The organism is Psychrobacter sp. FME6, assembly GCF_014861365.1.
Lineage (GTDB): Bacteria > Pseudomonadota > Gammaproteobacteria > Pseudomonadales > Moraxellaceae > Psychrobacter.
The window spans coordinates 62,892-88,677 of the sequence record NZ_RRYW01000003.1; the positions used below are offsets into that span (position 1 = coordinate 62,892).

Consider the following 25,786-nt stretch of genomic DNA (forward strand, 5'->3'; position numbering starts at 1 on the left):
AAAATCAGATTATTGATTAACAGTATCGTCTCGAGTCAATCGCTTAGGATACAAACTCTTGCGCGCAGGTATGAAGGAGTATTCTAGCAGTTTTCCACTATAAAGTAAGGCGATTTTAGTAATAGAGAAATGATTTATAGGCGAAATTACCAGCGGATAAACCGTATAGATAAAAAAACGAGCCCATTATGAAAGTTCTAGGGCTCGTCCTCATTTTAAAAATACCGATAGTAACACTCTAGTCATACTCAAAACTAATGACAGATATATTACTGAGGTGTATTGGTTTCAGAAAGCTCAACCTCTATACGCTGGTCTTCTACTTGATTCAGATATTTATATATCCACGGCGACCGACCATAAAAAGAACCATTTAACTGGGTTTGTTCTATCAAATACTCACGAAAGCGCAGATAAAATTCATTGTCTGGGGCTTTAGGCTGTTGCCAAAAATCGTTGAGCGACTTTTGATCGGTCAGCTTCGGCGTATCGTAAATCGCGCGACCCATGACCTTGGTTGGTTTTTTATGATAGACCGACTGCAGCCCTGTCGTGCTATTTATCGTTACCATCCCAATACTATGCTTCATTAGGGTTGGCAGGTGCATGTCACAACCATAAAAAACACGCTCCGACACTTGATAGCGCGCCGCCAAACTAGATACCAGCTCACGATAGTCTCGATGACCACGATCTAGCGGATGATGCTTAAATACTAGCAACTGCTTTTGCTCGGCATAACTGGCAAAGCTGGCGATAGACTCATCAATAAACTGCACCACGTCACGGTAATCACTATGATGCGTAATCTGTGAGTCATTGTGCACTTGTAGGCTAATCAAAAAGTAATTGTCGCTCTCTTGTTTGGTCAGCCGGTGTTGCAACCGCATATCGGGTAAATAACCACGCAGCTTGCGCCATGGCGCTTTTAGCCAAGCGATTGCCTCTTGCCACGCGGTCATACCTCGGTAATGAGAATAGTGTGGATAGCGACTTTTATAAAGCCAAGCGATAATATAATAAACAATAGCAGCGATACTCAAACGATAGAATCTATTGTGTGTATATAAGGGTTTATCGTTGGCTTTTTTAAGTGCTTTGATATCCGCTGTATTTAAGCGTGAATAACCATTAATGCCATATTGCTGTAAGGTAATATAGTCAGGGCGTAAGTAGCCTTCTTCAAAGACAAAGAAAGACGTCTCTAACGCCTCGCTGACACACGCAGCTTGGGTGTGGTGCGGACGACAATCACCGAAGCAAACAATAGCATCGATACCTTGTTCTTTGATAAAAACCTGCAACCAAGCAGTGAACTGTGCCAACGTGCCCGTATAGGCATAGGTATTATCTTGGTGATAAAAAAACGCATCGCCCGCATTAAAGTTAATCTTACTAACTTTAATATCCTGAGTTTGTAAAAATGTCGAAAAACGGTTAAAGAATCCGCCCATCTTTCCTTGTAATAGCAAGACGTGTCGATGAGTGAGCAGGTGAGACATCGAAGCTGCCATAGTATTAAATTACCATTAATTGAAAGATATGAGCTAGAGATACGCGAGGTTATTAAACCGCGTGAATATACGGATATTACCAGTAATTATACCGAAAAACCCCCTGCTTGTCGCAATGGATTTTCGCTATGGCTCTAGAATAAGTTACGGGGAAATTTAGGTAAAATCAACGAGATCGTTTGCGTAGACGCTGCTGCCACCGATGACGCTGTTGCATAAAACGAGTAGTCACTTGGCGTTTAAACTGCGTGGGTAAATTTGATAAGGCTGATACTGAAGGCTTAATTAAGTTATTGGTATTGCTAGATATTTCAGATGAAGCCTCGCCATTTTTAGTATTTCTGAGAGAGAATGAGTTTTCAGGCGGATATAAATAATCAATGACTTGCTCTACTTGTGCCAGTCCATAACCAGTAGGCAAACGATATAACGGATAGCGGATAAGCGCGCAATGCAGTAATTGCTCAAGCGTCAATGTTGTTTCTCGCTTACGTCTCTTTAGATAATCAGATTTTGGTGATAACTGCTTATCAATATCCGTTGTTAAGCCCCAACCTGCATAAAACGGCAAACCATAACACGTCACTTTTAGACCACGGAGCAATGCTTCAAAGCCTGTCAATGAACTGATCGTATGTACTGCATCGACGCATTCTAAACAATCAGGCATCGCGGTATCATAAGCGACCGCTTGTACCTGACGTAATCCTGCGGCTGCGACTTTACCCGCCCTTAATCCTGCTTCAACATCAGGGTGCGGTTTATAAATTAGATAAGCATCAGGATTATCTTGGCATACACGCTCAATCAAGCCACTATTGGTCTTAATCGTCGAACCACAGTACTGCACCGATAAATCATCTTCTACTTGACCAATAATTAGAATACGGTGTTTGCCAGATGCCTTTGCTTCTTGCATCCAAGAGGTATGTTTGCTGTCGACATTGGCCCCGACATTGTATTTACTGACCCGCTGAGTAAGCAGTTTATCTTGCAGTATCTGCACTCGTGCGCTTTGAGATGGCGTCAATGACTCACACTGACGCAGTAGCGTTTCTAAACCTGAGGGCTGGGTGGCATCATAATAAATACCTTGCTTGTCGATCACCACCGACAATGGCGCTAATAACGTCGCACCCAAACCATTTGAGCGAATAAAGCCGTCTTCCATACAGTAGATAGCTGGGATATCTGAGCGTTGCTCACCACGTTTATTCTGTAATTTCTGTTGTACTTGCTGACGCTTGGTCAAACCCCAGACTAATAAGGGCTGCTGATAATTGGCCCGAAAATGATCGGGGTGTAGCAAGTTTTTTAGCCGTGGCTTAGGTTTGATAAATAATGTCGTACGTGGAAAGTCTACAAAGGCTTTAACGAATGGCAGTTTCCAGCGGCTAAACTCGTATACCGTTAAATGATGCTCAAGGCGCGCTTGCCAGTATCGATTAGTAACCAACCACTCAATCGCCGTGTCAATATCACAAGCCTGCTTGGTGGCTGGATCCACATAGCAGCTATAATCCAGATAAGCACTATAAAACAACGCCTCTAACGTAGTCTTAACCTTACTATCCAAAACGCTAGGAAATAACGCTTGGTTTGTTGTTTCTCTGGCCTGTAAAAATGTATTAGCAGATGCTTGACGGCGTTTCTCAACCGTTTTTAGTAAGCGTTGTGGCGCCCCGCTGTCGTCAGTAAGCCCCCAGCCACTATACCAATTGACCCCGAAACAATGTACTTTTTTACCGAGCATCAAGGCTTCAAAGCCCATATGCGAGCTAACCGTATAAACATGCTCGACTTGCGCTAGCAACACGATGGGGTTGAGTGCTTGGGTTAAGAGACGGACGTTCTTGGGTAGTTTTAGACTGGTCAGATATCCTGATTTTGATGCAGGATGTGCTTTTATCCAAATATGAGCATTAGGATGATTGCGGCAAGCGGCTTTTAACATCCGCTTAAACTGACGTTTTTCAGCACCAGCGCCTGTAATAGAGGCATCACCTGCGACCTGATCAATCAATAAAATGTGTGATTTTAGCGGTTTTTTTTCGGTATTAACATTGCCCTGATTAACCAATTTATCTAACGACGGGCAATCCATTACTGCGTTATATTTACTAAGCTTTTCATCACAAATACGCGCCATCAGTCGTTGAGCATGTTTTTTGTTTAGAGAACGCTCTTCAGGTTTGGCGATGCTTTTAGTGCGCTCAATAATCAGTTGCTCAAGGCGTGAGCTTTGTGCCAAATCAAAGTAGATGCCGATATCATCGACGACGACGCTTACACCATGACGGCTACCAATACCTGAATCTAATGAACGTAGAAAACCATCTTCAACACTCAATGTGGCCAGATTTTGCCGCGTAGCAAACTTACTGGCTCTTTGATAACTTTTTTTATGCCCCCAACCGATAAAAGCATCGGGTTGCTGTTTTGATAAACAAGAAAATTGCTGTTGAACAAAGTCAGATAGCGGTAATTTAGATAATGGTAACAACAGGTTTTTATGATTAATGAGACGACGTTGTAATCCTGACCAGGGATACCAGCGCTGAATATCTGCTTGCAAAACCTGAGATAGCAGCACATTGTTACGACGCATCCCTTTACCAATGACCGCCAGTTGTTTTGGTGAGGTACGCGGGACTGATGGCAAAAATAGTGCATTATCATAGGGCGATACTACTGGTATTTTACCGTCACCTTGAACACTTTTTGCCATCTTTGCCCCCTTTATCCATTACTTTTGCATCAATCTATACAGATGATGTTTTATGTCGCTATTAAATAACAGTTATAAATCGAGGACAACTTTAGCTGCGATTGCCAATTGATAGACAATCTGCGACAAGCCACGGGTGATTTCTACGCGCTTGGTTTTGACTTTTGGTAATACCATAATCTCATCACCTTGCTGGATACGGTAGGCGGTATTGACCACTTCACTGGCTCCATTTTGATGAATGACTAAGATTTCTTTAACGTCAGCATTATCAGAGAAACCGCCTGAATTGGCAACATAATCACCAACGGTATAGTCTGGGTTAAAGGTAAGTGCACCTTGTGCTCGTACTTGACCATTCACCGTAATGACTGAGGTTTGCGCAGGTATCTCAATGATATCGCCTTGCTGCAAAATAATATCCTGCCACGAATTCGGCACGACGACGATTTGACCCGTTGTCTTCACGTTACGTGCTTTGGCGACAAATTGCTTAACCAAAGTGGCATCATCTTGACGTAGTGCCGCCTCTTCACGAGTGGTCGATTGCGTGGCAAGCGTCAACTCTTCTAAACGATCAAGTGACTCATTAATCATGCGTTTTTGTTGCTCAGCAACGGACTCACGATAAATGGTCAGATGCGAGAGCTTCGCTAATGGACTCGGCTGCAACTGTGGAACGATGTCTTTGAGACGCGCACCGTCCTTCACTATCATCGCGCCATTACCGGTATGCGCGCCTTTAACTTGCACCGCGATTGTACCAGCATAGCGATCGGAGGTGACTACCATCTCATCACCATTATAAACAGGAACGCTTTGCGCTTCCGCCAGTGAATAGTACTCGGCGGTTTGCGCACGTCCTGCACTGCGGGTAATGCTAACGTTGGTAGCGTTCGCCTCTGGGCTGGCCACTTGTAAAACATCACCGATAGTTAAGTCATTAACATCAAATTCAAAGGTATATTCGTTCTGGACCTCACCACCAACGACAAACGTCTTTTTCTGCGGAGCAACGGTGATGACATCGCCATCACGGAAGGCGAAAGACTGCAGTTTACCCGCTAATAAAAAATCATATAGATTGACCTGCTGTAACATCTGACCATTGCGTTTTATCTGAATATCAATGTAGCTACCGCGTGTTGGATCAACACCGCCCGCTCTATCCAAATAAGACAATACGGAGTCTGCTGCCAGTCCACCATAATAACCAGGCTGCTTGACAAATCCAGTGACGAATACTTTAACCGGTTGCGCTTGCTCTAAGGATGCATAGACGCCAACGTTCGAGCGATAAATACGATTGACCGCGCTCTTGACTACATTCTGCAGATTGCCATTTTGGACGCCAGAAACGCGAACCGGACCGATATTAGGCAAAAAGATATTGCCTTGTGGATCAACCGTCATAGTGGCGGCATATTGATAAGCTCCCCACATCCGTACTTGTACATTATCACCAGGGTTAATCGAATAGCTGTCGTTAAAAGTGGAGCCAGAAGTCGTGGAAAATGCGCCGCGAAATAGCTGCTCACCGAACATCAAGTCTTGAGTATCGATGTCTTGATAAGGTCGTGTGGTGTTAATAACAGACTGGCTAGGTAAGCTTGCCGCATCTACCGCTTCTTGAGTAGTGCCCTGCCCTTGTACACCACCAGCAAAGGCTTGCGTTGAGACATTAATATTGTTGCGATTTTGATCTTGACCCCTGCTGTTGGCAGACGTACCAAAGCTCGAACCTGCCATTTGATCGGCATAACTGCCTGCTGCTAGCGCTGGAACACTGGTTGCTGCCATTGCCAAACTTATCGCTTGTATCACTGTCACGATAGGACGTGGTTTCATATTCATGAGTGGTATTCCTTTGCTGATCTATCGATCATTACTAATATCTGGTTTGTGACAAATGGCTGCGATGATCACGGACAACGACTAGCTACGATGATCACGGACAACCGCCATCACTAGGCGCACAAATCCATAAAGCATCAAAAGCAAAGCCAACGATGTCCAAATAATATAAGCTCGGCGCGGATATAATGCTTCTTCAGCTTCATAAGGGGTTGAGATCACAATCAAATTCTTCATCTTTTTAAAAGCTTCTAGACGCGCCTTTTCAAGCGAAGATAACGACAATTTATACAGCTCAGTCGCGAAGTCAACATCGGCTTTAATGGTCTCAAACTGTACCGCTTGACGGTTCAACTTGGTGGTACTTGGTGACGTCAGCTTGGTTTGCTCTTGAGTGATTTGCTCCTCGATCGCTTTAATCTGACTTCTTACGGAAACCACTTGCGGCGCATCGGGATTCAGATAGCTAAGCAGTTGCCGTTCTTCAGTACGTAGTGAGCTTAACTGCCCTTGCAAGCTGCCAATCAGCTGATTAACAATTTGGGCATTGGCTTGTGGATCGTAAATCTCGTTTGTATTCTGATACGTTAATAACTTCTCTTTAGCATCATTTAAACGATCTTGTGATTCATCTAATTGAGTCTCTGCAAACACCAACTGATCGCGGGCCACTTCTTGTGAAATACGGTTTACGAATTGCTCAGACTCACTCAAGATAGTTTTATTAAGCTCAAAAGCATACTTTGAATCAAAAGCTTCCGTCGATACTGAGAGTACATAACTTTGTTCATCTAGATTGATATGAACACGCTTTTTGAAGTACTCAAGTAACTCCTCTTGCGTGGCATCGGGATCAATCTCATTGAGCGGATCTGAGCCATCGACATGGTAAGCTTCGCGGAACTTGAATTTATTATCAAGACGCTTCACCATATCATTAGATAAAATATACTCGGTTAGATAAGTCGCATCTTCCTTACTGGTACTGTTCACTCCCAATAGGGCCGATAAACCACCACCAGCTGGTACGCTTGACTCGCTTACTTGCTTGACCACCACATTAGCAGTTGAGATAAAGCGCGGGTGAGCAAAGGTCATGACGTAGAAAATCACCAGCACCCAAGGAAGGACTACTAAGCCGATAAATAGCGAGAAGCTGACTACTTTACTTTTTTGCTTTGTGGATATGCTTTTCATAAACCTCAATCGCTTCTGTTGTATCGTCAAACACATGTGCTGTTTGATCCATTAATACAATACCAATATCGCAGTTACGTTTGATATCACCAATGTTATGCGACACTATTAAAAACCCCGCTTGTGCACGGCGGGCGGCTAAAATCTCTTCACTACGTTTACGAAACGCGGCATCACCAACGGCGCCGGCTTCATCAAGCATATAATAATCAAAATCAAAAGCTAAGCTCAGGCCAAAGGTTAAGCGCGCTTTCATACCTGATGAGTAGCTTTTCACCGGCATGTCAAAATAATTGCCAATATCAGCGAATTCTTCTACAAAACGGATTTTTTCCTCAATGTAAGGGCCGCTTGAATATAGACGACACACAAAACGCACGTTTTGACGGCCTGTTAAACTGCCCTGAAAACCACCGGCCACACCGACTGGCCAAGAGATCGTAGAATCAGTAATAATCTCACCATGGTCTGGCTCATCCAGTCCACAGATAATACGTAGCAAGGTCGACTTACCAGCGCCATTACGACCAAGTAAGCCGACACTTTGTTTATCACCAATGGTCAGATTTAAATCTTTAAATAGATAATGCCGACCTTGCTTGGTCATAAATGATTTAGAGACGTTTCTAATTTCAATCATCATTTTACCTATTGCTACTCGCATTTCTTACATGATAACTATCTATATAATTATCTATTTATTTCGAACGGAGCATATCTCGCTCAGCATATTTATAAAGCAATAATCCTAAAAAATTCACCGCAAACATCCATTTTAAAAAGTATCCTATATCAATATGATAGGCTGGATAATTAGGCGCAAATGCATGCCGCATCAACTCGATGTTATGAATAAGTGGATTATATAGTAAATAGCTAAAATAAGGCTCTGGTACTATATGTATCGGAAAAATTATCCCAGAAGCAAAATATAATATCGTAAAGAATATAGTGATCACTTTACTAATCTCACCGCCATAATGACCAACTACCATCATAATTAGAGCAACACCAAAGCTAAATATAAAAAGCGTTATCCAGCAAAACAACACAATATGCAAATTTTCTAAACTGGCATAAATATTGAAAAAGGCCAAGCCAAGCAGCAACAGTATCGACGTAAAGAAATAAATGACCAGCTCTAAAAATGAACGCGCAATAATCACATCGATGTGCTTGATTGAACGATACATCAACAAGCCTTTATTAGCCTCAACAGCCCCTAATGCTCTCGTCGCTATCTTCTGAAACATGCGAAATGGAACCATCCCAGCTACTAAAAATAAGGAATAATCCATTCCTGGAACCAAACGCTCCCGAATAGTACCAAATATTACTAAGAAAATAAGTACTTGAAAAAGAACTTCTAATGGCGCCCATAGATAACCTAATCGATAACCACCGAAGCGCGTTTGCAGCTCACGCATCAGTAGCGCATGAAATGCTGCACCCATGACTTTCAGGCCACTACGATGCTTAATAGGACGATAAGGAGGTAATTGTACAGACATGGCGTTACAGGACTTTACCGAAAACAGCCCCTATGATAAGTAACAGGGACATAAGTTACAAGAATTAATCTGTGTCTAAACAGATAAGCCTATGATTTAGTAAGAAATCGGTAAGTAATTAAGGCGCGCTATGATTAAACACTCTACTCAACCGACTATCAGACGGGCATTACATCCATTTATTTTAAGCAAAAAAAAACCAATCACAGAATGATTGGCCTTTTTAAATTTGAGCAACTGCATATAAATGGTGGCGATGAAGAGACTTGAACTCTTGACCTCACGATTATGAGTCATGCGCTCTAACCAGCTGAGCTACATCGCCATTTAAGGCTCGGTATAATACCGATAGAGGCGGTTGTCGTCAACCCCTAATTAGCAATTTTTGCAAAAAAACTGAATTTTATTCAAATTAATGGCAATTATTACTATTACTATTACTATTACTACTGATAAAAATGAACAATAAAAAAAGTTGGTAAACCGATAAGCCGGGTTCTGTCGTGGACAATCATTCCTCTAGGCGTACAATCGCTCGTACGCTCAAGCAACCTACCCGCATCGAACGCGGGCCGCGCCATGCCGATGCCTATTTGGTCTTGCTACGCGTGGAGTTTACCATGCCGTGAACTGTTGCCAGCCACGCGGTGCGCTCTTACCGCACCCTTTCACCCTTACCTCGCAGAACGAGGCGGTCTACTCTCTGCTGCACTGGTCGTCAAGTTACCCTGCCCAGCCGTTAGCTGGCACGCTGCCCTATGTAGCCCGGACTTTCCTCCCCTGCGCCATCTGTTGCCAGTGTGCAGCGGCGATTGCCTAGTCTACCAAGCGCGCTAGTATAGCAAAATTAATCCTGATGTCGGAGATTTTTTTAGATTATTTAGCTCTTTAGATAAAAACGTTTAAATAAAACTTATCGGCAGCGTCAGCTCATTATTATTAGGCTCGTTTTTATCTCGCTGTGGTAGCTGTAACCAATGGGTATTTGGATAGTTCTGAGCCAGATAATTTTGCAAAAAATCAATCGTGCTATTCGCAATTTCAGCATCAGTATTCACACTAGCATGCACAGTGTCATCGTGAATATGATTATAAACGACGCTATGTACCATTAAACCACGCGCTGTTATCGCCTCCAAACTGAGCAAGGTATGGTTGATACTGCCCAAGCGACCAGAAGTAACCAAAATAATCGGATAGCCGACTTCAGCAATATAATCTAAGGTTAATAACGGCTCTGTGATCGGCACTAACAATCCGCCTGCGCCTTCCAATAATACCACGTCATAATCTGACTGTAGTCGCTGCGTAGCTTTAGTAATCAAACTAGGGTTAAGAGTATCATTAGCAAGTTTTACTGCCAAATGCGGCGATGCTGGCTTTTCATAACGATAAGGACAAGTTGTGCCGTCGATATCGCAGGGCTGTAGCGGAATATTCATTAATTGACGATGGGTAACAATATCGTCGGCAATATTCATGTCACCATTATCTGCATTGATACTGACGCCTGTCTGTACCAACTTTTGGCTAATAACGTTAACACCTTGCTGCATAAGTGCTTTGGCAATCATGCCAGTGGCATAGGTTTTGCCAATATCGGTATCGATACCGGAGATAAATAGTACACTCATGACTTAACTTGACCTTACGCTTGGACTTGCATGGATAAATAAGCGCGCACCACTTTTAACAACGCTTGGCATAACGTCACTAGCTCCTCATCCATAATAATATAAGGCGGCATGATATAGACCAACTTACCAAACGGTCGCACCCAAATGCCATTATTAATCAACAAGGTTTGAAAAGTCGGCATATCAACGGCATCGTCTAGCTCAATCACGGCGACCGCGCCCAAACAACGTACCTCGGCAACACCCTTCAAGAGCGCAGCGGGTGCGAACTGCTGCTCCATCACCGCTTGCATATTTGCCGTACGCGCTTCGATATCGTAAGACAGTATCAAATCAATCGAGGCACAGGCGACCGCACAAGCCAGTGGATTACCCATAAAAGTTGGCCCATGCATCAATGCTGGATAGTCGCTTTGGCTAATGGTATCGGCTATGGTGCGCGTACAAAGGGTGGCAGCAAAAGTCATATAGCCGCCAGTCAATGCCTTTCCAACAGTCATAATATCAGGGCTGATATCAGCATGCTCACACGCAAATAGTTTGCCACTACGCCCAAAGCCAGTGGCGATTTCATCAGCAATCAGCACTACGTCATGCTCGTCACACAATTGGCGTAATAGTTGCAGATACTCAGGACTATAAAAGCGCATACCACCTGCGCCTTGGATAATCGGCTCGATAATAAAGCCAGCAAGCTTGTCGCTGTTTTTAGCGAAAAATACGCTTAACTCATCACGCTCGCTTTGGCTTAGCTCACGCTCAAATCCTAACGGCGGTGCAGGAACGAAGTGCTGCATAGGTAATTGCTTACCATACAGACTGTGCATGCCTGCAACGGGATCGCAGATACTCATCGCATGCCAGGTATCGCCATAGTAGCCAGAATGAGTCGAGGCAAATTGCTGCTTATTTGGCTGCTTGGCAGCAATCTGATATTGCAATGCCATCTTTAGCGCCACTTCTACGGCAATGCTACCGCTATCGGCATAAAATATCGCATCGAGTCCGGTGGGGACGATAGATAGCAGCTTTTTGCCCAAGTCAATCGCGGGCTGATGGGTTAAGCCACCAAACATGACGTGTGCCATTTTGCCCAACTGTTCAATCATCGCCGCATTCAATTGCGGATGATTATAACCGTGCACGCTTGCCCACCAAGACGACATCCCATCAATCAGACGTGTGCCGTCTTCAGTGACAATATAAACGCCATCCGCGTGGTCAATAACGATACTTGGATAACTGGGCGGCAAGCTGGTATAAGGATGCCAAAGATGCTGATTATCAAAAGAGGAATGAATATCTGGATCGAGATTGCTGGTTGCTGCTGACAGATTTGTCATGAATTAACCTACTATTTACCGGTGATGCGTTTGTATTTTGCCAATAAATCACCTTCAGACTCTACGTGGTTAGGGTCTTTTGGGATACAGTCGATGGGACAAATCTCCACGCACTGCGGCTCGTCAAAATGCCCCACACATTCGGTACATAAATCAGGGTTAATCTCGTAAATATCCTCGCCCTCATAAATCGCATCGTTGGGGCAAGCAGGTTCGCACACATCACAATTGATGCATTCATCGGTAATTAATAACGCCATAAACTGCTCCTTATTTGCTAGCAGTTGATCATTAGTGGGTAGATAAACTATGTAACAATGAACTTATACCATTCACAAAAATTAGAGTAGCAAGGAAAACGAGTGCAAGTGCGACGCATCGTAGGCTAAACGAATTTGACACGGCTAATCGTACTTTTGGGTTTGGTATTATTATTTAATACTGAGTTTTTGGATAAAAGCTTCAGACACACAAGGTGGCACAAATTTAGTCACATCACCGCCAAGTTTGGCGATTTCTCGAATCATCGTTGATGAGATAAATGAGTAATTCTGCGAAGGCGTCAAAAACACCGCTTCAAAATTTTCATCAAGCTCGCGATTCATATTGGCCAGCTGAAACTCATATTCAAAATCGGACATAGCTCGTAAACCACGCAAAACTGCCGTGGCATTTTTTTCACGCATAAAATCAACGAGCAAACCTTCGAACCCTACCACTGAGACTTGGGGTAAGTCAGCAAATACGGTTTCGACCAAAGCCACACGCTCTTCAAAGTCGAATAATGGCTTTTTATGGTGTCCTGAGGCAACCGCAATCACTACCTCATCAAACAATTTGGTCGCACGCGTGACTAAGTCCACATGACCGTTGGTAATCGGGTCAAAGGTGCCAGGGTATAAAATCTTGGTATGCAATTTTGAAGAAGTAGCAGAAAGGCTCATAACAGGGCTAATATGGTTGATTATAATGCGGTATATGCTAGCAAATTTTACCCAAACTTAATACTTATCTGCTACATTTGTCCTAACAGCCGACTTACCTTTACCCACGTTGCTTTGCTACAATAGCCGGTTCGACTCATCCATCTTAGCACTGAAAAGATACAACCCCTATTAAAAGATTGCGATGAGGACTGTTAGACAAGGACAATATATTTTAAAGTCCTTTTGGAGAAATTATGTCAAAAAAATCAAAAAAACCTGACAATCAAATCTGTGCCAATAAAAAAGCTCGTCACGAGTACTTTATTGAAGAGACGTTTGAAGCAGGATTGTCATTACAAGGCTGGGAAGTCAAAGCGATTCGCGCGGGTAAAATGACCATCACCGAAGCGTATATCATCTTCCGTAACAATGAAGCATTCCTATTTGGCGCGCACATTCAGCCGCTACTATCGAGCTCAACACACGTCAGCCCTGATAGTATCCGTACGCGTAAGCTACTGCTCAATCGCCGCGAAATTGAAAAGTTAATGGGCGCGGTCAATCAAAAAGGCTATGCTTGCGTGCCATTATCTTGCTATTGGAAACACTCGCTAGTGAAATGCCAAATCGCTTTAGCAGTGGGCAAAAAACAGCACGATAAACGTAAAACCCTTAAAGACCGTGACTGGGAGCGTGATAAGCAGCGCGGCTTTAAGCAGCATTTAGATTAAAGGTATTTATAGCAAACCTAAAAAGGACGATTCAGCTTCTATGTTGAATCGTCCTTTTTTATGAGGCAGATAAATTTGAGTAAAGCAGTTTTATGAACTCTATAGTTAAAATACTTTAAAAACGCTACGATACTGCGGGTATAGTTTTTTTTGCAGCCTCTGTCTGCGTAGGCACAGCAAGCAAGAAAAAACGGTACCTGCAGTAAGTGATGTAGCGATATTACTTCTCACTGACTATATCTTAAACCGCTTGCACTGTTTTAGTGGTTTGCGTATTTTTATGAGCGCGGCGCAATTGACGCACACCATGCACAATCAAACAAACAATACCGAGCCAAATCAAGCCATAACTATAAATCATCGCTGATTCAAACGGGTTACCCAGTACAGTCACTGCTAAAATAAATAACAATGCGGGTTCTAAATAGCTCATCATGCCATAGACGTTGACTGGCAGCATTTGGCTGGCATCGACGTTGGTTTTCATCGCTAGCACACTCAGTATACCGAGTCCCGTCAGCATCATAATAAAGAAACCAGAACCACTCACTAAGCTTAAGCTATTGGGCGCGACAAAGACTAAATACGCCAAAGCAAACGGTGCAAAAATGGTTAAATCAACTAACAAGCCAGTCACCGCACCGATACCTTGTAGACGACGCAAAATATAATAAATAGGATAAGTACCGCAGACCCATAACGTTGCCCATGAGACGCTTTGCGTACGCACAATCTCACTGCCAACGCCCAATGCCGCAAAGCCAACGGCCAACCATTGCAAACGGCTTAACTTTTCACCGAATAGTATACAACCAAAGACCACCATCATCAGTGGGAATAAAAAATAACCCATCGCCGTTTGGACGCCTTGTCCATTGACCGGTGCCCACATAAACAGCCAAAACTGACTTAAGAATATCGGAGTCGGCAATAGTAACCATGCCCACTGCTTAACCGTGCCGAGCGCTTTTAGCTTACCAATATGTAAACCCAGACGGCCACTAATTAGCAAATACCCTACCAATGCTGCCCACATCGCCAGCATGCGCCAAATAAATACTTGAGTGCCCGATAGCGGCGCTAAAAAGCTACTATAAGCATAAAGCACACCAAACAAGACATTTGAGAGTATTGCTAACGCTACGCCCATTATCAATGTGCGTTGCTGCGCGCTACCTGCTGTCCAAACTGCCGGCAACGGTAAGCGCGACACCGTGGTTGCGAGCGTATTGGTAAATACATTGGAAAGCATTGAGATAGACATGAATAGCACCGTAAAATAATAGCGTTTAAAACAATCAGTGATGAGTTTTAATTCTCACCGATGGGGTTGACTGAGACAGCCTATTCTACTAACCCTTAATGATATAAAATATCTATATAAAGTCAATTTTGATTATTTTTATCATTTATAAGACCTAAATATCAATATTTTATTATTATTTAATAAATACCGATAATAATTATAATAGACTTTAGATTTAATAATATTTTTTGGAGAATCAATACATGAGTCAGACGTTAGATGCTATCGATAAATCCATTTTAAACTTGCTCCAAGAAGATGCGACGTTGCCCCTAAAAGCTGTGGCAGAGCAAGTCCACGTTTCTATCGCTACCGCTCAGCGCCGCATCCAAGCATTAACGGATAACGGTGTGATAACCAAGCAAGTCGCTATTGTCGATCCTAATAAGGTTGGCTACGGTCTAACAGCGGTAGTGATGATAGAGATGTCGCGTTCTAACACCTCGATGCAGCATCGCTTTGAGCGCTTAATGCACGATCAACCGCGAGTGATGAGCTGCTATGAAGTATCCGGAGATGCGGACTTTATGTTGATGGTCAACGCCAAAAATATGAAAGATTACCATGAATTCACGCGTAACTTGCTGACCTACGAGAATAATGTGCGTAGCTTTAAAAGCCAGTTTGTGATGAATTTTACCAAGAGTGGGACGAAGATTTTACTGGATTAACTGCGCTTAATTAAATATAGCTATAAACTCTAAATAACCGCTAATATAAATTATTAGTAGAGTTATCCAAAGCAACTGAGTAAGATGTCAAAATAGGATATAAAGGGACGTTCGATAAATTTATAAGCTTATGAATAGTTAATAAAACCAAGCTTAATCATAGCCAATGTAGACAAGGAAGCCTTACCATGACTCAACACTCAAATAGTACTTATCGAAAAAACAGTACTAAAACAGTACCACAACTCCTCAGCCTAAAAATACTATTAACAGGCGCATCGCTGGTGGCATTACTCGCCAGCTCAGGCTGTGCTACCAGCTCGTTATTAGACAGTAGCAGTCATGCCAGCACAAAAACCACTAAAAACAGCTTGTCAGAAGATCAGATTATCGCCTTTGGTCGTCCAGCACAGGCGTTACCGAAAACGCCCAACGCCTCGATGGTTATCGTCGGTGAAAAGAACAGCTATGTACTCACCCAAGGCGGCACAGAAATGGTCAGCTTATTGACCAACTTAACGCCAAAAAATATTCAAGTCGATAATGACATGAGTTTTTACGTACCCAATAACGATGGCTATTTTCAGGGCGAAATGAAGCTTTCTTATGCTAAGTTAAAGGATGAGTTTAAGCGCTCCGATTATCAGTTCTTTTTACAAAATAAAGGCAAAGAATGTACCTCGGCCAGTGACCAGCGTATCAATGCCCAGCGCTTTTGCTTTAGCGTTCCTGTGAAAGGGGCTATCTATCCACAAGTCAGTAACTTAAGCTTAATCCAATCCAATTATCGCGCCTTAAGCAAGCCTTATATGGTCAATTTTTATACGCAGTCGCAGCAAAACCAAGTATCTCGTAGCGGTGCAAATACCGCTCAAAAGCTAGTATTACTACCTTTTGCCCTAGCCTTTGATGTCGTCACTTTCCCATTTCAACTATTAGAACAGTAAATCCTTGCTAAAAACGAGGACTTAAAATAAAAGGGCTGCTAATTTTTAGCAGCCCTTTTCTGTATAGATTACTCACGCTATCAATCACTTATCGCCAATCGTTTATGACATCATGAGTTAAATTCATGTTAAAATGAGCGCCTTTAAATTAGCCGTTGTTCTTATTGATGAATAACGGCTAACTTTTAGTGCCCTTTTTCTAATTAACAGGTCCGCTCATGTCTGCCGATACCATCGCCCGTACCGCCTTTAAACAAGGCACCAAACCGCTTTACGACTACGACAAACATTGGGCGAGCTGCTACGAGCCTGCGCCTTATTTACCGATGAATCGTGCTGAAATGGACGCTCTCGGTTGGGACGCCTGTGACGTCATCATCATCTCAGGTGATGCCTATGTCGATCATCCAAGCTTTGGTATGGCGATTATCGGACGCTTGCTAGAGTCACAAGGTTTTCGCGTTGGCATCATTGCGCAGCCAGACTGGAAGAGTAAAGACGCTTTTATGGAGCTTGGTAAACCCGTTTATGCCTATGGCGTAACCGCAGGCAATATGGACAGCATGATTAATCGCTATACTGCTGACCGTAAAATTCGTAGCGATGACGCTTACTCGCCAGGCAACGTGGCGGACAAACGCCCTGACCGCGCCGCTATCGTTTATAGTCAACGCTGCCGCGAAGCGTATCCCGATGTGCCGATTATCTTGGGCGGCATCGAAGGCAGCTTGCGCCGTATCGCCCATTATGATTATTGGTCGGATAAAGTCCGTCGCAGTATTTTGATCGATGCCCGTGCCGATGTTTTATTGTATGGTAATGCCGAGCGTGCCATCGTCGACGTGGTCCATGGTTTGTCAAAAGGCTATAGCTTTGAGCAAATGAGTAGCTTACGCGGTACAGCGTATTTATTGACCCCGACCCGTCGTCACTGGCAAGCGGGCATGACCGAAGTCGCCAGCAATGATGTCGATACCGTCGGTCGTGTTGACCCGATTATCAACCCGTATGTCATGACCGAAGACGTCGACCAATGCTCAATCGAGCAAAACAAACCTAGCGATTCTCCCGTTGGGCAAGCCATGTCGGGAATGACAGGAATGGCAGGCATGGCTTCACAGTATCCGGGCTTCGTCTCTGAACCAGTAACCAATAAAATTATCAATGCCGACCAAGTCGATGAAGACACGCAAGTAGTGCAAATGCGCGGTTTTGACAAACCTATGACTGCGCGTAAGCACAAGCTCAAAATGCCACCGCGTGAGAAAACCGTCATTCGTCTGCCTGATTATGAGCATGTCAAATCCGACCCAGTATTATATGCGCATGCCAGCCGTATCTTGCATCTCGAGACCAATCCGGGAAACGCCCGTGCGCTGGTGCAGCGTCATAGTAGTGGTGCAGGTAATTCGCATACCTCAATCGATGTCTGGCTCAACCCGCCACCGATTCCACTCTCGACCGAAGAGATGGACTACGTGTTTGACTTACCTTATGCACGCCTGCCGCATCCAAGCTATGGCGATGCGCACATTCCTGCTTATGACATGATTAAATTCTCCGTCAATATCATGCGCGGCTGTTTTGGCGGCTGTACTTTTTGCTCGATTACCGAGCACGAAGGACGCATTATCCAAAACCGCTCAGAAGACTCCATCCTACGTGAAGTCGAAGCGATTCGTGATGTCGCGCCCAACTTCACTGGCGTCATCTCTGACCTTGGTGGGCCAACTGCCAATATGTATCGTCTCAGCTGTAAAGACGAGACCATTGAAAAAAACTGCCGCAAGCCCTCGTGCGTCTATCCTGACGTCTGTGAAAACTTGATTACCGACCACAGTAATTTGACCAAGCTATACCGTAAAGCGCGTGATATCAAAGGCGTAAAAAAGATTCTTATCGCCTCAGGACTGCGTTATGACTTGGCAATTAAAGACCCTGAATATGTCAAAGAGTTGGTCAGTCATCACGTCGGTGGCTATCTAAAAATTGCTCCTGAGCATTCAGAAGAAAACGTCTTATCAAAAATGATGAAGCCTGGCATGGGCAATTACGATAAGTTCAAAGCCATGTTTGAGCAGTACAGCCAAGAAGCGGGCAAAGAGCAGTATCTGATTCCTTACTTTATCGCCGCCCATCCGGGCACCAAAGATGAAGACATGATGAACTTAGCACTTTGGCTTAAAAACTATGGCTATCGCGCCGACCAAGTGCAGGCGTTCTATCCAAGCCCAATGGCGACCGCGACCACCATGTATCACACCCACAAAGACCCGCTACACAAGGTGAGCCGTAGCGAAGGTGATATGGATATCGTCAAGTCTGGTAAGCAGCGTAAATTACACAAAGCTTTCTTGCGCTACCACGATCCAAAAAACTGGGTATTATTGCGTAAAGCGCTACAAGAAATGGGACGCAGTGATTTAATTGGTAAAAATCGTGGCTGCTTAATCCCGCCATTTAACGCCAGCTTAGAAGGGCGCGACGCGGCACAAGACAGCTATCAATCAGCACGTAAAAAGAACAGTCGTTTGGGCAATGACTCAGTGAAGCGCAGCAATAATAGCCCGAGCGCTGCAAAAAACACCTCGAGCAGAAACAATAAAAAAGTCAGCAAAGGTAACTTCCAAACTCAGCATACGGGTTTGCCACCACGTAAAACTAAGTAGTTAACCAATCATTAAATTGCTGTTAAGCAGGCTCAAACGTCTTTATTAATATCAACAAAAAGCGCCTATCGGCTAAGCAGTCGATAGGCGCTTTTTGTTTGACATAGGCTTATTTTTAATGCACTTATAGTTAAAATATTCTAAAAACGCTATAGTGCTGCTGGTATGAAATTTTTGCAGCCTTTGTCTGCGTAGGCATAGTAAGCAAGAAAAATTAATATCAGCAGTACCTGATGTATCAATATTGCTTCTCCCTAACTATCCTTCCCTATTTTAAAACCTGATCATTCGAGCGTTACATTAGTCAGCGTTTAAGTAACTAAGCAAACACGTGACAAACAATTTCTAACATTCTCCAGTAATAGTTTTCGTTACCATATGCGCTATATGCTTAACGCATAGTTAAAAACAAATACATGATAATTTTTATACCTTTGGAGAAAACCATGAATACGCTAACTAAAATTGCAACGGCCCTACCTGCTCTTGCCCTATTAAGCGCTTGTGCGACTACTGCTCCCACTACTACGCCAAATGCATCAGAAACGCCTGCATCAGAAAGCGTAACCGATGCCGCTTACGATCGCATGGCACCAGCACCTTATACTTGTACTGACGACAGCAAAATCATGGCAAAACAGTCAATCAATAAAAAACAAGTCATGCTAAATGCAACCATGCCTAAAGTACAATGGAATGAGCAACCAATCATCTTAAATGGTGAAGTGCAAGGCGATACAGCAAGCTATATCAACGAGTCAAACCCTGAAGCTGTCTATGCATGGCACATGAAAGACGACAAAGGTATCTTTGCTATCAAATGGGCAGACGGTAAAGAATACCAAGTAAATTGCCAAGTGGGTAGATAATGATTTCGGTTTAATCGTTCCTTGATAACGATAAACCTATAATTATTAAGCTTAGCATTACTATAAACAGTCATCATTTGGTGGCTGTTTTTTTATACCTGCCATTTTGTATCAAACTATATAGTTAAAATACTTTAAAAAACGCTACGATACTGCTGGTATAGTTTTTTTGCAGCCTCTGTCTGCGTAGGCACAGCAAGCCAGAAAAAAACGGTACCAGCAGTACGTGATATAGCGATATTACTTCTCACTGACTATAAATAACGCGCCTTCTTAGCTGACTTCCTAACATAAGAATCAGCCCTTTTCTGCATATAACTAGAGAAGCGTATAGAAAGCTGTCAAAATAGCCCGTCTATAAAAATGCTTGATGCTGAACAATAAAAAGGATGACTCAATAATGAAGCGCTTAATAAATATGATGATTGTCGCTAGTGCCAGTATGTGGGCGCTGTCAGGGTGCGACAACAGTGCTGATACTGCTGAAACAACTACTTCGTCCTCTGATTCAGCCCTAACGACACCGGATTCATCAACGAAAGCCGAAAACGCGATTGATTGGTCTGCCATGGACAGCAGTGAGAAACCAGCCGAACTCACTAACTACGACTACCCTTTTGCGCGCGATAGCCAAAATGTAAAAGACTATGCAGAATACTTCAAAGTTGATAATACTACGGCTCAGCATAATCTAACCGTGAGTATGGCAAGTAATGAAGCACTATCAAAAGCCTTGGATCAGCTGAGTGAAAATTACGTCTCACATGAGCTGACTGACGATGACCATATGACACTTATTATTCATACCACGCCTGAGGTTAAAGCCAGTAATTATGATTATGTATTGGCTGGAGAATTTGCAAAAGGATTGGTATTACCTATCGTGATTCAGCCAGATGGTAAGAAAGGTGATGCGAAGGGGTATGGTGAGATGGCGGAGTAGAGATTAATAGCGTATGTTTTTGCGCATACTCTACCAAGAAACTCTAAACTGTAGGGTGCGCCTTGCGCACTGATAAGATTAAAAAACCTGTAAGCTATAGAATCTATCCCGCATAACTATAAGACATAAAGGCTCATACGGTAAATACAGATGCCACGATACATTCGTTCATACACGAAAGGTGCTACCTACTTTTTTACTTTGGTTTCATACAACCGAAGAAAAATACTGTGTGAAGATGACTTCCTGCAAGCCTTTAAAAAAAGTATAAAACAAGTTCAACAACAATATTCCTTTGAAATTATTGCATGGGTACAATTGCCCGACCATCTGCACTGTATTTGGAGACTGCCTGAAAACGATGCTGACTATAGTATGCGTTGGTCACAGATAAAGCGCTTAACCACCCAAGCTTGCCCACAATACCACTTACCAATAAATGAATTAAGCCCTTCAAAAGTTAAGAGACATGAAAGAGGCATTTGGCAACGTCGGTTTTACGAGCATGAAATAAAGAACGAAGCAGACTTTATAAGACATATAGATTATCTGCACTATAACCCTGTTAAGCATGGGTTAGTCAAAAAGGTAGTAGATTGGCCGTATTCAAGCTTTCATCGTTATGTGAGGCAAGGTGACTATTTAGCAGATTGGGGGGATGATGGTCTCGAATTCTCATCGAGTTTTATTGATAAATTAGAGTGAGCTATATTTGATGGTGCGCTAGGCGCACCCTACTGGCTGTACGCGAGCGCCGAGTGAGCCATTAAAAAAAGACGGCTCATGACCCGCATATTTGCCTACCATTAAAGCAAGCGATGCTGAGGCCATGCTTTTTCTTTTCTGTCTCTTTGCTCTTTTAATGGCAAGGACTTGCCCTACTCCCCAACCAACGCCAGAAACTCATCCTCACCCACCACTTTCACCCCTAATTTCTCCGCCTTCGCCATCTTCGAGCCAGCCTTATCACCTGCCAATAGCGCGGTAGTTTTTGCTGAGATGCTTCCGGATACTTTGGCACCGAGCGCTTGAAGCTTGGCTTTGGCTTCATCGCGTGCCATGCTATCGAGCGCGCCAGTAATAACCCACGTTTGCCCATCGAGCGGCAACCCCTCTGACACCACTTGCTCGACCTTATCCCAATGCACGCCAGCTTCACGTAATGCGGTGATGACTTCTATATTGTGCGGTGCGCGGAAGAACTTATAGGCAAGCTCAGCAGTAATAGCGCCCACGTCTGGCGTGAGTAACAGTTTTTCGATATCTGCTGCCATTAGACTGTCAAGGTCGCCAAATTGCTGTGCCAAATTCTGCGCAGTGGTTTCACCAACGCCACGAATACCAAGTGCATAGATAAAGCGCGCCAGTGTCGTATATTTGCTGGCTTCGATTGCGCTGATGATATTTTTTACCGATTTTTCGCCCAGCTTCTCATAAGTAATCATCTCGTCTTGATGGTTGTGCAACTGATAAATATCAGCGACGGTTTTAATTAAGCCATGCTCAAAAAAGCTAATCAGCCAACTCGCGCCTAAGCCATCGATATCCATCGCCCGACGCGAGACAAAGTGAATCAGTGCCTCTTGCTGCTGCGCGGGACAAAACAATCCGCCAGTACAACGTGCCAACGCTTCATCTTCAGGCAATACTACAGGCGAGTCACATACTGGACAGGTCGATGGCAATTTAACTGGTTTTGAATCTTCTGGGCGCAGATCTGTCCAAACGCGGGTGACTTTGGGTATGACGTCACCGGCGCGGTGAACGCTAACCATATCGCCTGCGCGCACGTCTAAGCGCTGAATCTCACCAAAATTATGCAAGGTGACATTACTGACGGTGACGCCACCAACTTTGACAGGCTCGAGCTTACCAACTGGGGTAATCGCGCCAGTACGTCCGACTTGCCACTCAATTGCATGTAGACGCGTCATGACGGTTTCGGCAGGGAATTTATACGCCGTTGCCCAGCGCGGCTCACGCGATAAGAAGCCAAGCTGCTGCTGTAATGAAAGTCTATTCACCTTAATCACCATGCCGTCAATCTCAAATGGCAGGTCGCTACGCGTCGCAATAACTGACTCATAATAGGCTTGCGCCTCACGCGGGTTTTGTACCACTCTTACAGCACTAACGGTAAAACCAATATCACCAATCCAAGCCAATGCGGCCGATTGGGTCTCTATACTTTCGGGCAGTCCTTGATTGACTGAATAGGCATAAAACGCCAATGGTCGACTAGCGGCTATACTTGGATCGAGTTGGCGTAAACTCCCAGCGGCAGCGTTACGTGGGTTAGCAAATGTCTTTTCTTCTTTTTCTGCTGCTAAGCGATTGAGACGCTCAAAGCCTGCCTTTGGCATCAGCACTTCACCGCGCACTTCTAACAGCTCGATATCAGTAGCATCAGCTAGCCATAGCGGCAGATTACGAATGGTTTTGGCATTTTGGGTGATGTCTTCGCCTACTTGCCCATCACCTCGTGTTACCGCTTGTACAAATTTGCCATAAGCATATTTGAGTGACACCGCCAAACCATCAAGTTTTAGCTCCATCTCATATTCAGGGTTTTTCTGCGCGTCATTCAAACGATCATTGACGCGGCGCATAAAGTCGCGCAAATCATCGTATTCAAAGACATTGCCAAGCGATAGCATCGGTACGTCATGCATGACTTGAGTAAAGGCAGATAGCGGCGTATCGCCCACTTGATTAATCGGACTATCAGGTTGTATTAAATCTGGATACTCGCCTTCAAGCTCCAATAAGGAACGCCGTAACTGATCGTACTCGCTGTCCTCTAAGATGGGATTATCGAGCACATAATAGGCGTAATTATGCGTCTTTAAAGTATCAATAAGCAGGCGCATTTGGGTGACAATAGCAGCATCATTTTCTACAGATTTGCCAGTGTTAATGTCTTTGGAAGTAAGCGGTAAAATAGGATCAGTCATAGTCAGCGTCTTTACGGTTCAAGATGCCGATATGATAACAAGTTTGCAGGAGGGTCGGATAACATTTTATAGATAAACAGACGTATATAAATAGTTATAATCAATGAAAAATAATATCTATACACCACATACTGCTTGTATAATTTTTTCTTGCTTGCTGTGCCTACGCAGACAGAGGCTGCAAAAAAATATACAAGCAGTACCGTAGCGTTTTTAAAATATTTTAACTATAGATGAAAAACCGATAAGCCGAAAATTAAAAAAGGCAAATAACGTTATCGCTATTTGCCTTTTTTACTGGCTGTCATATCAATCAGCCATGAATGAACTACTATTAACTAGCCTTCATAATCACGAACTTGATTACGCAGCTGTTGTTTATATTCAGGGGTGATTGGTTCGTTTTCTTCATCGAGCATGATAGCGTCCAAATCGCTTGCCATCATATAGGCAATACTCATCATACTATCGAAGCTACGCACGGCTTGTGGATGCGGTAATGATAAGAAGACCACTACGCCGTTATAAGTATTGGTCGCCACGCTATGCGGATCAAAGGGTGCGATACCACTGTCGGTAATGCCCATCATGCTGAACCATAGCATGCCTGTACCATCTTTTTGCTCATAGCGATGGAACATATTCATCGCCCCATAGCGCAGACCGTATTTATCAATTAACGCCAACAAATCACGACCGCGAATAACGGCGTGTGGACGGTCACGGTATTGGTGCGGCAATATGGTGATATTAATATTGTCTTTGGCATTAATTAATGGGCTGTTTTGCGCTTCATCCACTGGCTCTGATAGATGCTGATCAAGTATTGGGCTGTTATTGTCAAAGCTTGGCTCTTCTGCCGTATCAATCGATGGCATCAGACTGTCGGTTGCCGACATTAAGCTTGAAAACGCATCTGGCTCTTGCTCGACATTCATTTGTCCAGCGGCTTCTACAAATTCAGCATTATCAGCGTGCTGTTGCTCTTGTTGCCAGCGTGCATAATCCTCATCACTGATATGGCTATCATCAGCGCTTGCCTCACTATTTATACCATCGCGCCCCGCTGTCAGCTGCGCATCGACAGTGCTATGTGGCTGGGTCAAAGGCTCTTCTTCAACCACTGCATTGAGATAACTGCGATCAGGCGCAATGCTGGTCTCGCCCGCGACGGTATCATCCAAGTCTGGCTGATCGACGATATTGCGCTCATGACGCGGTATGATGGGAATACCGTTTTTATCATAATTGACCGCGGCAGCTTCGGCCGTTTTGCGGCGCTGAAAGCTACGAATGACCATAAACAACCCTGCAAGCACGATAAATGCGGCAATGGCGATCAATATAAACTGAATAGCGGTCATGAGAAATACATCCTAATATATGACAAAAGGGAATACATAAGAGGGAATAAATGGCAATAGTCTAGCATGGCTATTTAATGTCGTCACCATATAGTCATCGTTTGTCATTAGTCTGACATACTTGCGTGACTTTATATTCCAGACCTAACTATAACACTAGCAGTGGCTGCCAGTTATTAATTATGGCTGTGTTTTAATAATGTGTTGATTAATTTAATGATAGAATAATGGTGTTATAGTAGTTTTGATTTAAGCAAACAAAAGGAATTAAGTATATGGTAGTAGATATCACTAACCCCGAATTAGTAGACAAAGATGAATTTCTACATAATGTACTACAAGCCATAGAGAATTTCTATTGCAATTTATACTACGCTATTGCTGATAGAAGTGTATTGATATTCAATCTAAGCGATAGTAAGTATGCTGATGAGATTGAGATATACATAAACCTACACGCTCCAACTGCTAGTTCCCAAGCGGTCAAACGTACTGATATCAAAGACCTTGACTGCATGACCTACGCATACCATGACGCTGATGGATGGGAGCGTGGGAGCGCAATTAAAGTTAAAGAACTAAGTATGGACGATATTTTTAACCTAATGGAAAAAGTATATGC

Annotated in this window: 21 protein-coding genes, 1 tRNA gene and 1 other RNA gene; 8 read left to right on the forward strand and 15 right to left on the reverse strand. The window is 43.6% G+C overall.

Features of this window, described 5'->3' with window-relative positions:
- Nucleotides 1-269 precede the first annotated feature (269 nt).
- From EI162_RS00985 to coaD, 12 genes are all read right to left on the reverse strand, one after another.
- On the reverse strand, nt 270-1,502 hold the full coding sequence (locus EI162_RS00985; RefSeq protein WP_225736879.1) for a capsule biosynthesis protein: 1,233 nt from the start codon (nt 1,500-1,502) through the stop codon (nt 270-272).
- 178 nt (nt 1,503-1,680) lie between these two features.
- Nucleotides 1,681-4,242 (reverse strand): capsular polysaccharide biosynthesis protein, encoded by a 2,562-nt coding sequence (locus EI162_RS00990; RefSeq protein ID WP_192522565.1) that lies wholly within the window; start codon nt 4,240-4,242, stop codon nt 1,681-1,683.
- Nucleotides 4,243-4,314: 72 nt separating this feature from the next.
- Nucleotides 4,315-6,096: a polysaccharide biosynthesis/export family protein gene (locus tag EI162_RS00995; RefSeq protein WP_192522566.1), complete on the reverse strand. Its 1,782-nt coding sequence runs from the start codon at nt 6,094-6,096 to the stop codon at nt 4,315-4,317.
- Nucleotides 6,097-6,177: 81 nt separating this feature from the next.
- Complete coding sequence (locus tag EI162_RS01000) at nt 6,178-7,293, reverse strand: capsule biosynthesis protein (protein WP_192522567.1); 1,116 nt, start codon at nt 7,291-7,293, stop codon at nt 6,178-6,180.
- Nucleotides 7,262-7,933 carry an ABC transporter ATP-binding protein gene (locus EI162_RS01005; protein ID WP_192522568.1) on the reverse strand — a complete coding sequence of 224 codons (672 nt, stop codon included), beginning with the start codon at nt 7,931-7,933 and terminating at the stop codon, nt 7,262-7,264. The genes EI162_RS01000 and EI162_RS01005 overlap by 32 nt, the downstream gene beginning before the upstream one ends.
- Nucleotides 7,934-7,991: 58 nt before the next feature.
- Entirely contained in the window at nt 7,992-8,804 is an 813-nt protein-coding gene (locus tag EI162_RS01010) for an ABC transporter permease (protein WP_192522569.1), read from the reverse strand.
- Between the two features lie 248 nt (nt 8,805-9,052).
- Nucleotides 9,053-9,129 (reverse strand) — tRNA-Met (locus EI162_RS01015).
- A gap of 146 nt (nt 9,130-9,275) precedes the next feature.
- Nucleotides 9,276-9,632: RNase P RNA component class A (gene rnpB, locus EI162_RS01020), an RNA gene on the reverse strand.
- Nucleotides 9,633-9,706: 74 nt separating this feature from the next.
- Entirely contained in the window at nt 9,707-10,438 is a 732-nt protein-coding gene (gene bioD / locus EI162_RS01025) for a dethiobiotin synthase (RefSeq protein ID WP_192522570.1), read from the reverse strand.
- 14 nt (nt 10,439-10,452) lie between these two features.
- Nucleotides 10,453-11,784 (reverse strand): adenosylmethionine--8-amino-7-oxononanoate transaminase, encoded by a 1,332-nt coding sequence (gene bioA, locus EI162_RS01030; protein ID WP_192522571.1) that lies wholly within the window; start codon nt 11,782-11,784, stop codon nt 10,453-10,455.
- An 11-nt stretch (nt 11,785-11,795) separates the two neighbouring features.
- On the reverse strand, nt 11,796-12,044 hold the full coding sequence (locus EI162_RS01035; RefSeq protein WP_192522572.1) for a YfhL family 4Fe-4S dicluster ferredoxin: 249 nt from the start codon (nt 12,042-12,044) through the stop codon (nt 11,796-11,798).
- A gap of 171 nt (nt 12,045-12,215) precedes the next feature.
- Nucleotides 12,216-12,728 carry a pantetheine-phosphate adenylyltransferase gene (gene coaD, locus EI162_RS01040; RefSeq protein ID WP_192522573.1) on the reverse strand — a complete coding sequence of 171 codons (513 nt, stop codon included), beginning with the start codon at nt 12,726-12,728 and terminating at the stop codon, nt 12,216-12,218.
- A 236-nt stretch (nt 12,729-12,964) separates the two neighbouring features.
- On the opposite strand from coaD, the gene smpB reads away from it, so the two are divergent.
- A complete protein-coding gene (gene smpB / locus EI162_RS01045; protein WP_192522574.1) occupies nt 12,965-13,441 on the forward strand; it encodes an SsrA-binding protein SmpB in 477 nt (158 codons plus the stop codon).
- Between the two features lie 241 nt (nt 13,442-13,682).
- Here the strand turns inward: smpB and EI162_RS01050 are convergent, their stop codons facing one another.
- A complete protein-coding gene (locus EI162_RS01050) occupies nt 13,683-14,705 on the reverse strand; it encodes an EamA family transporter RarD (protein ID WP_225736880.1) in 1,023 nt (340 codons plus the stop codon).
- A 245-nt stretch (nt 14,706-14,950) separates the two neighbouring features.
- Between EI162_RS01050 and EI162_RS01055 the strand changes: the two genes are divergently transcribed.
- The 6 genes from EI162_RS01055 (at nt 14,951) to EI162_RS01080 (ending at nt 21,551) form a co-directional block, all read left to right on the forward strand.
- Nucleotides 14,951-15,418, forward strand: a complete 468-nt coding sequence (locus EI162_RS01055) for an Lrp/AsnC family transcriptional regulator (protein ID WP_192522575.1) — start codon at nt 14,951-14,953, stop codon at nt 15,416-15,418.
- Nucleotides 15,419-15,606: 188 nt separating this feature from the next.
- Nucleotides 15,607-16,365 carry a hypothetical protein gene (locus EI162_RS01060; RefSeq protein ID WP_225736881.1) on the forward strand — a complete coding sequence of 253 codons (759 nt, stop codon included), beginning with the start codon at nt 15,607-15,609 and terminating at the stop codon, nt 16,363-16,365.
- A gap of 218 nt (nt 16,366-16,583) precedes the next feature.
- Entirely contained in the window at nt 16,584-19,034 is a 2,451-nt protein-coding gene (locus tag EI162_RS01065; protein WP_192522576.1) for a YgiQ family radical SAM protein, read from the forward strand.
- 446 nt (nt 19,035-19,480) lie between these two features.
- The gene (locus tag EI162_RS01070) at nt 19,481-19,903 is read left to right on the forward strand and encodes a hypothetical protein (RefSeq protein WP_192522577.1); all 423 of its coding nucleotides are present in this window, start codon (nt 19,481-19,483) and stop codon (nt 19,901-19,903) included.
- Between the two features lie 400 nt (nt 19,904-20,303).
- Nucleotides 20,304-20,846 (forward strand): hypothetical protein, encoded by a 543-nt coding sequence (locus EI162_RS01075; RefSeq protein ID WP_225736882.1) that lies wholly within the window; start codon nt 20,304-20,306, stop codon nt 20,844-20,846.
- A 150-nt stretch (nt 20,847-20,996) separates the two neighbouring features.
- Nucleotides 20,997-21,551: an REP-associated tyrosine transposase gene (locus EI162_RS01080; protein ID WP_192522578.1), complete on the forward strand. Its 555-nt coding sequence runs from the start codon at nt 20,997-20,999 to the stop codon at nt 21,549-21,551.
- 173 nt (nt 21,552-21,724) lie between these two features.
- On the opposite strand, the gene ligA is transcribed toward EI162_RS01080, so the two are convergent.
- Nucleotides 21,725-23,800 (reverse strand): NAD-dependent DNA ligase LigA, encoded by a 2,076-nt coding sequence (ligA, locus tag EI162_RS01085; RefSeq protein WP_192522579.1) that lies wholly within the window; start codon nt 23,798-23,800, stop codon nt 21,725-21,727.
- A 338-nt stretch (nt 23,801-24,138) separates the two neighbouring features.
- A complete protein-coding gene (locus EI162_RS01090; RefSeq protein ID WP_192522580.1) occupies nt 24,139-25,164 on the reverse strand; it encodes a cell division protein ZipA C-terminal FtsZ-binding domain-containing protein in 1,026 nt (341 codons plus the stop codon).
- A gap of 275 nt (nt 25,165-25,439) precedes the next feature.
- Here EI162_RS01090 and EI162_RS01095 point away from each other — a divergent pair.
- On the forward strand, nt 25,440-25,786 hold a 347-nt coding region (locus tag EI162_RS01095; protein ID WP_192522581.1), incomplete at its 3' end, for a hypothetical protein.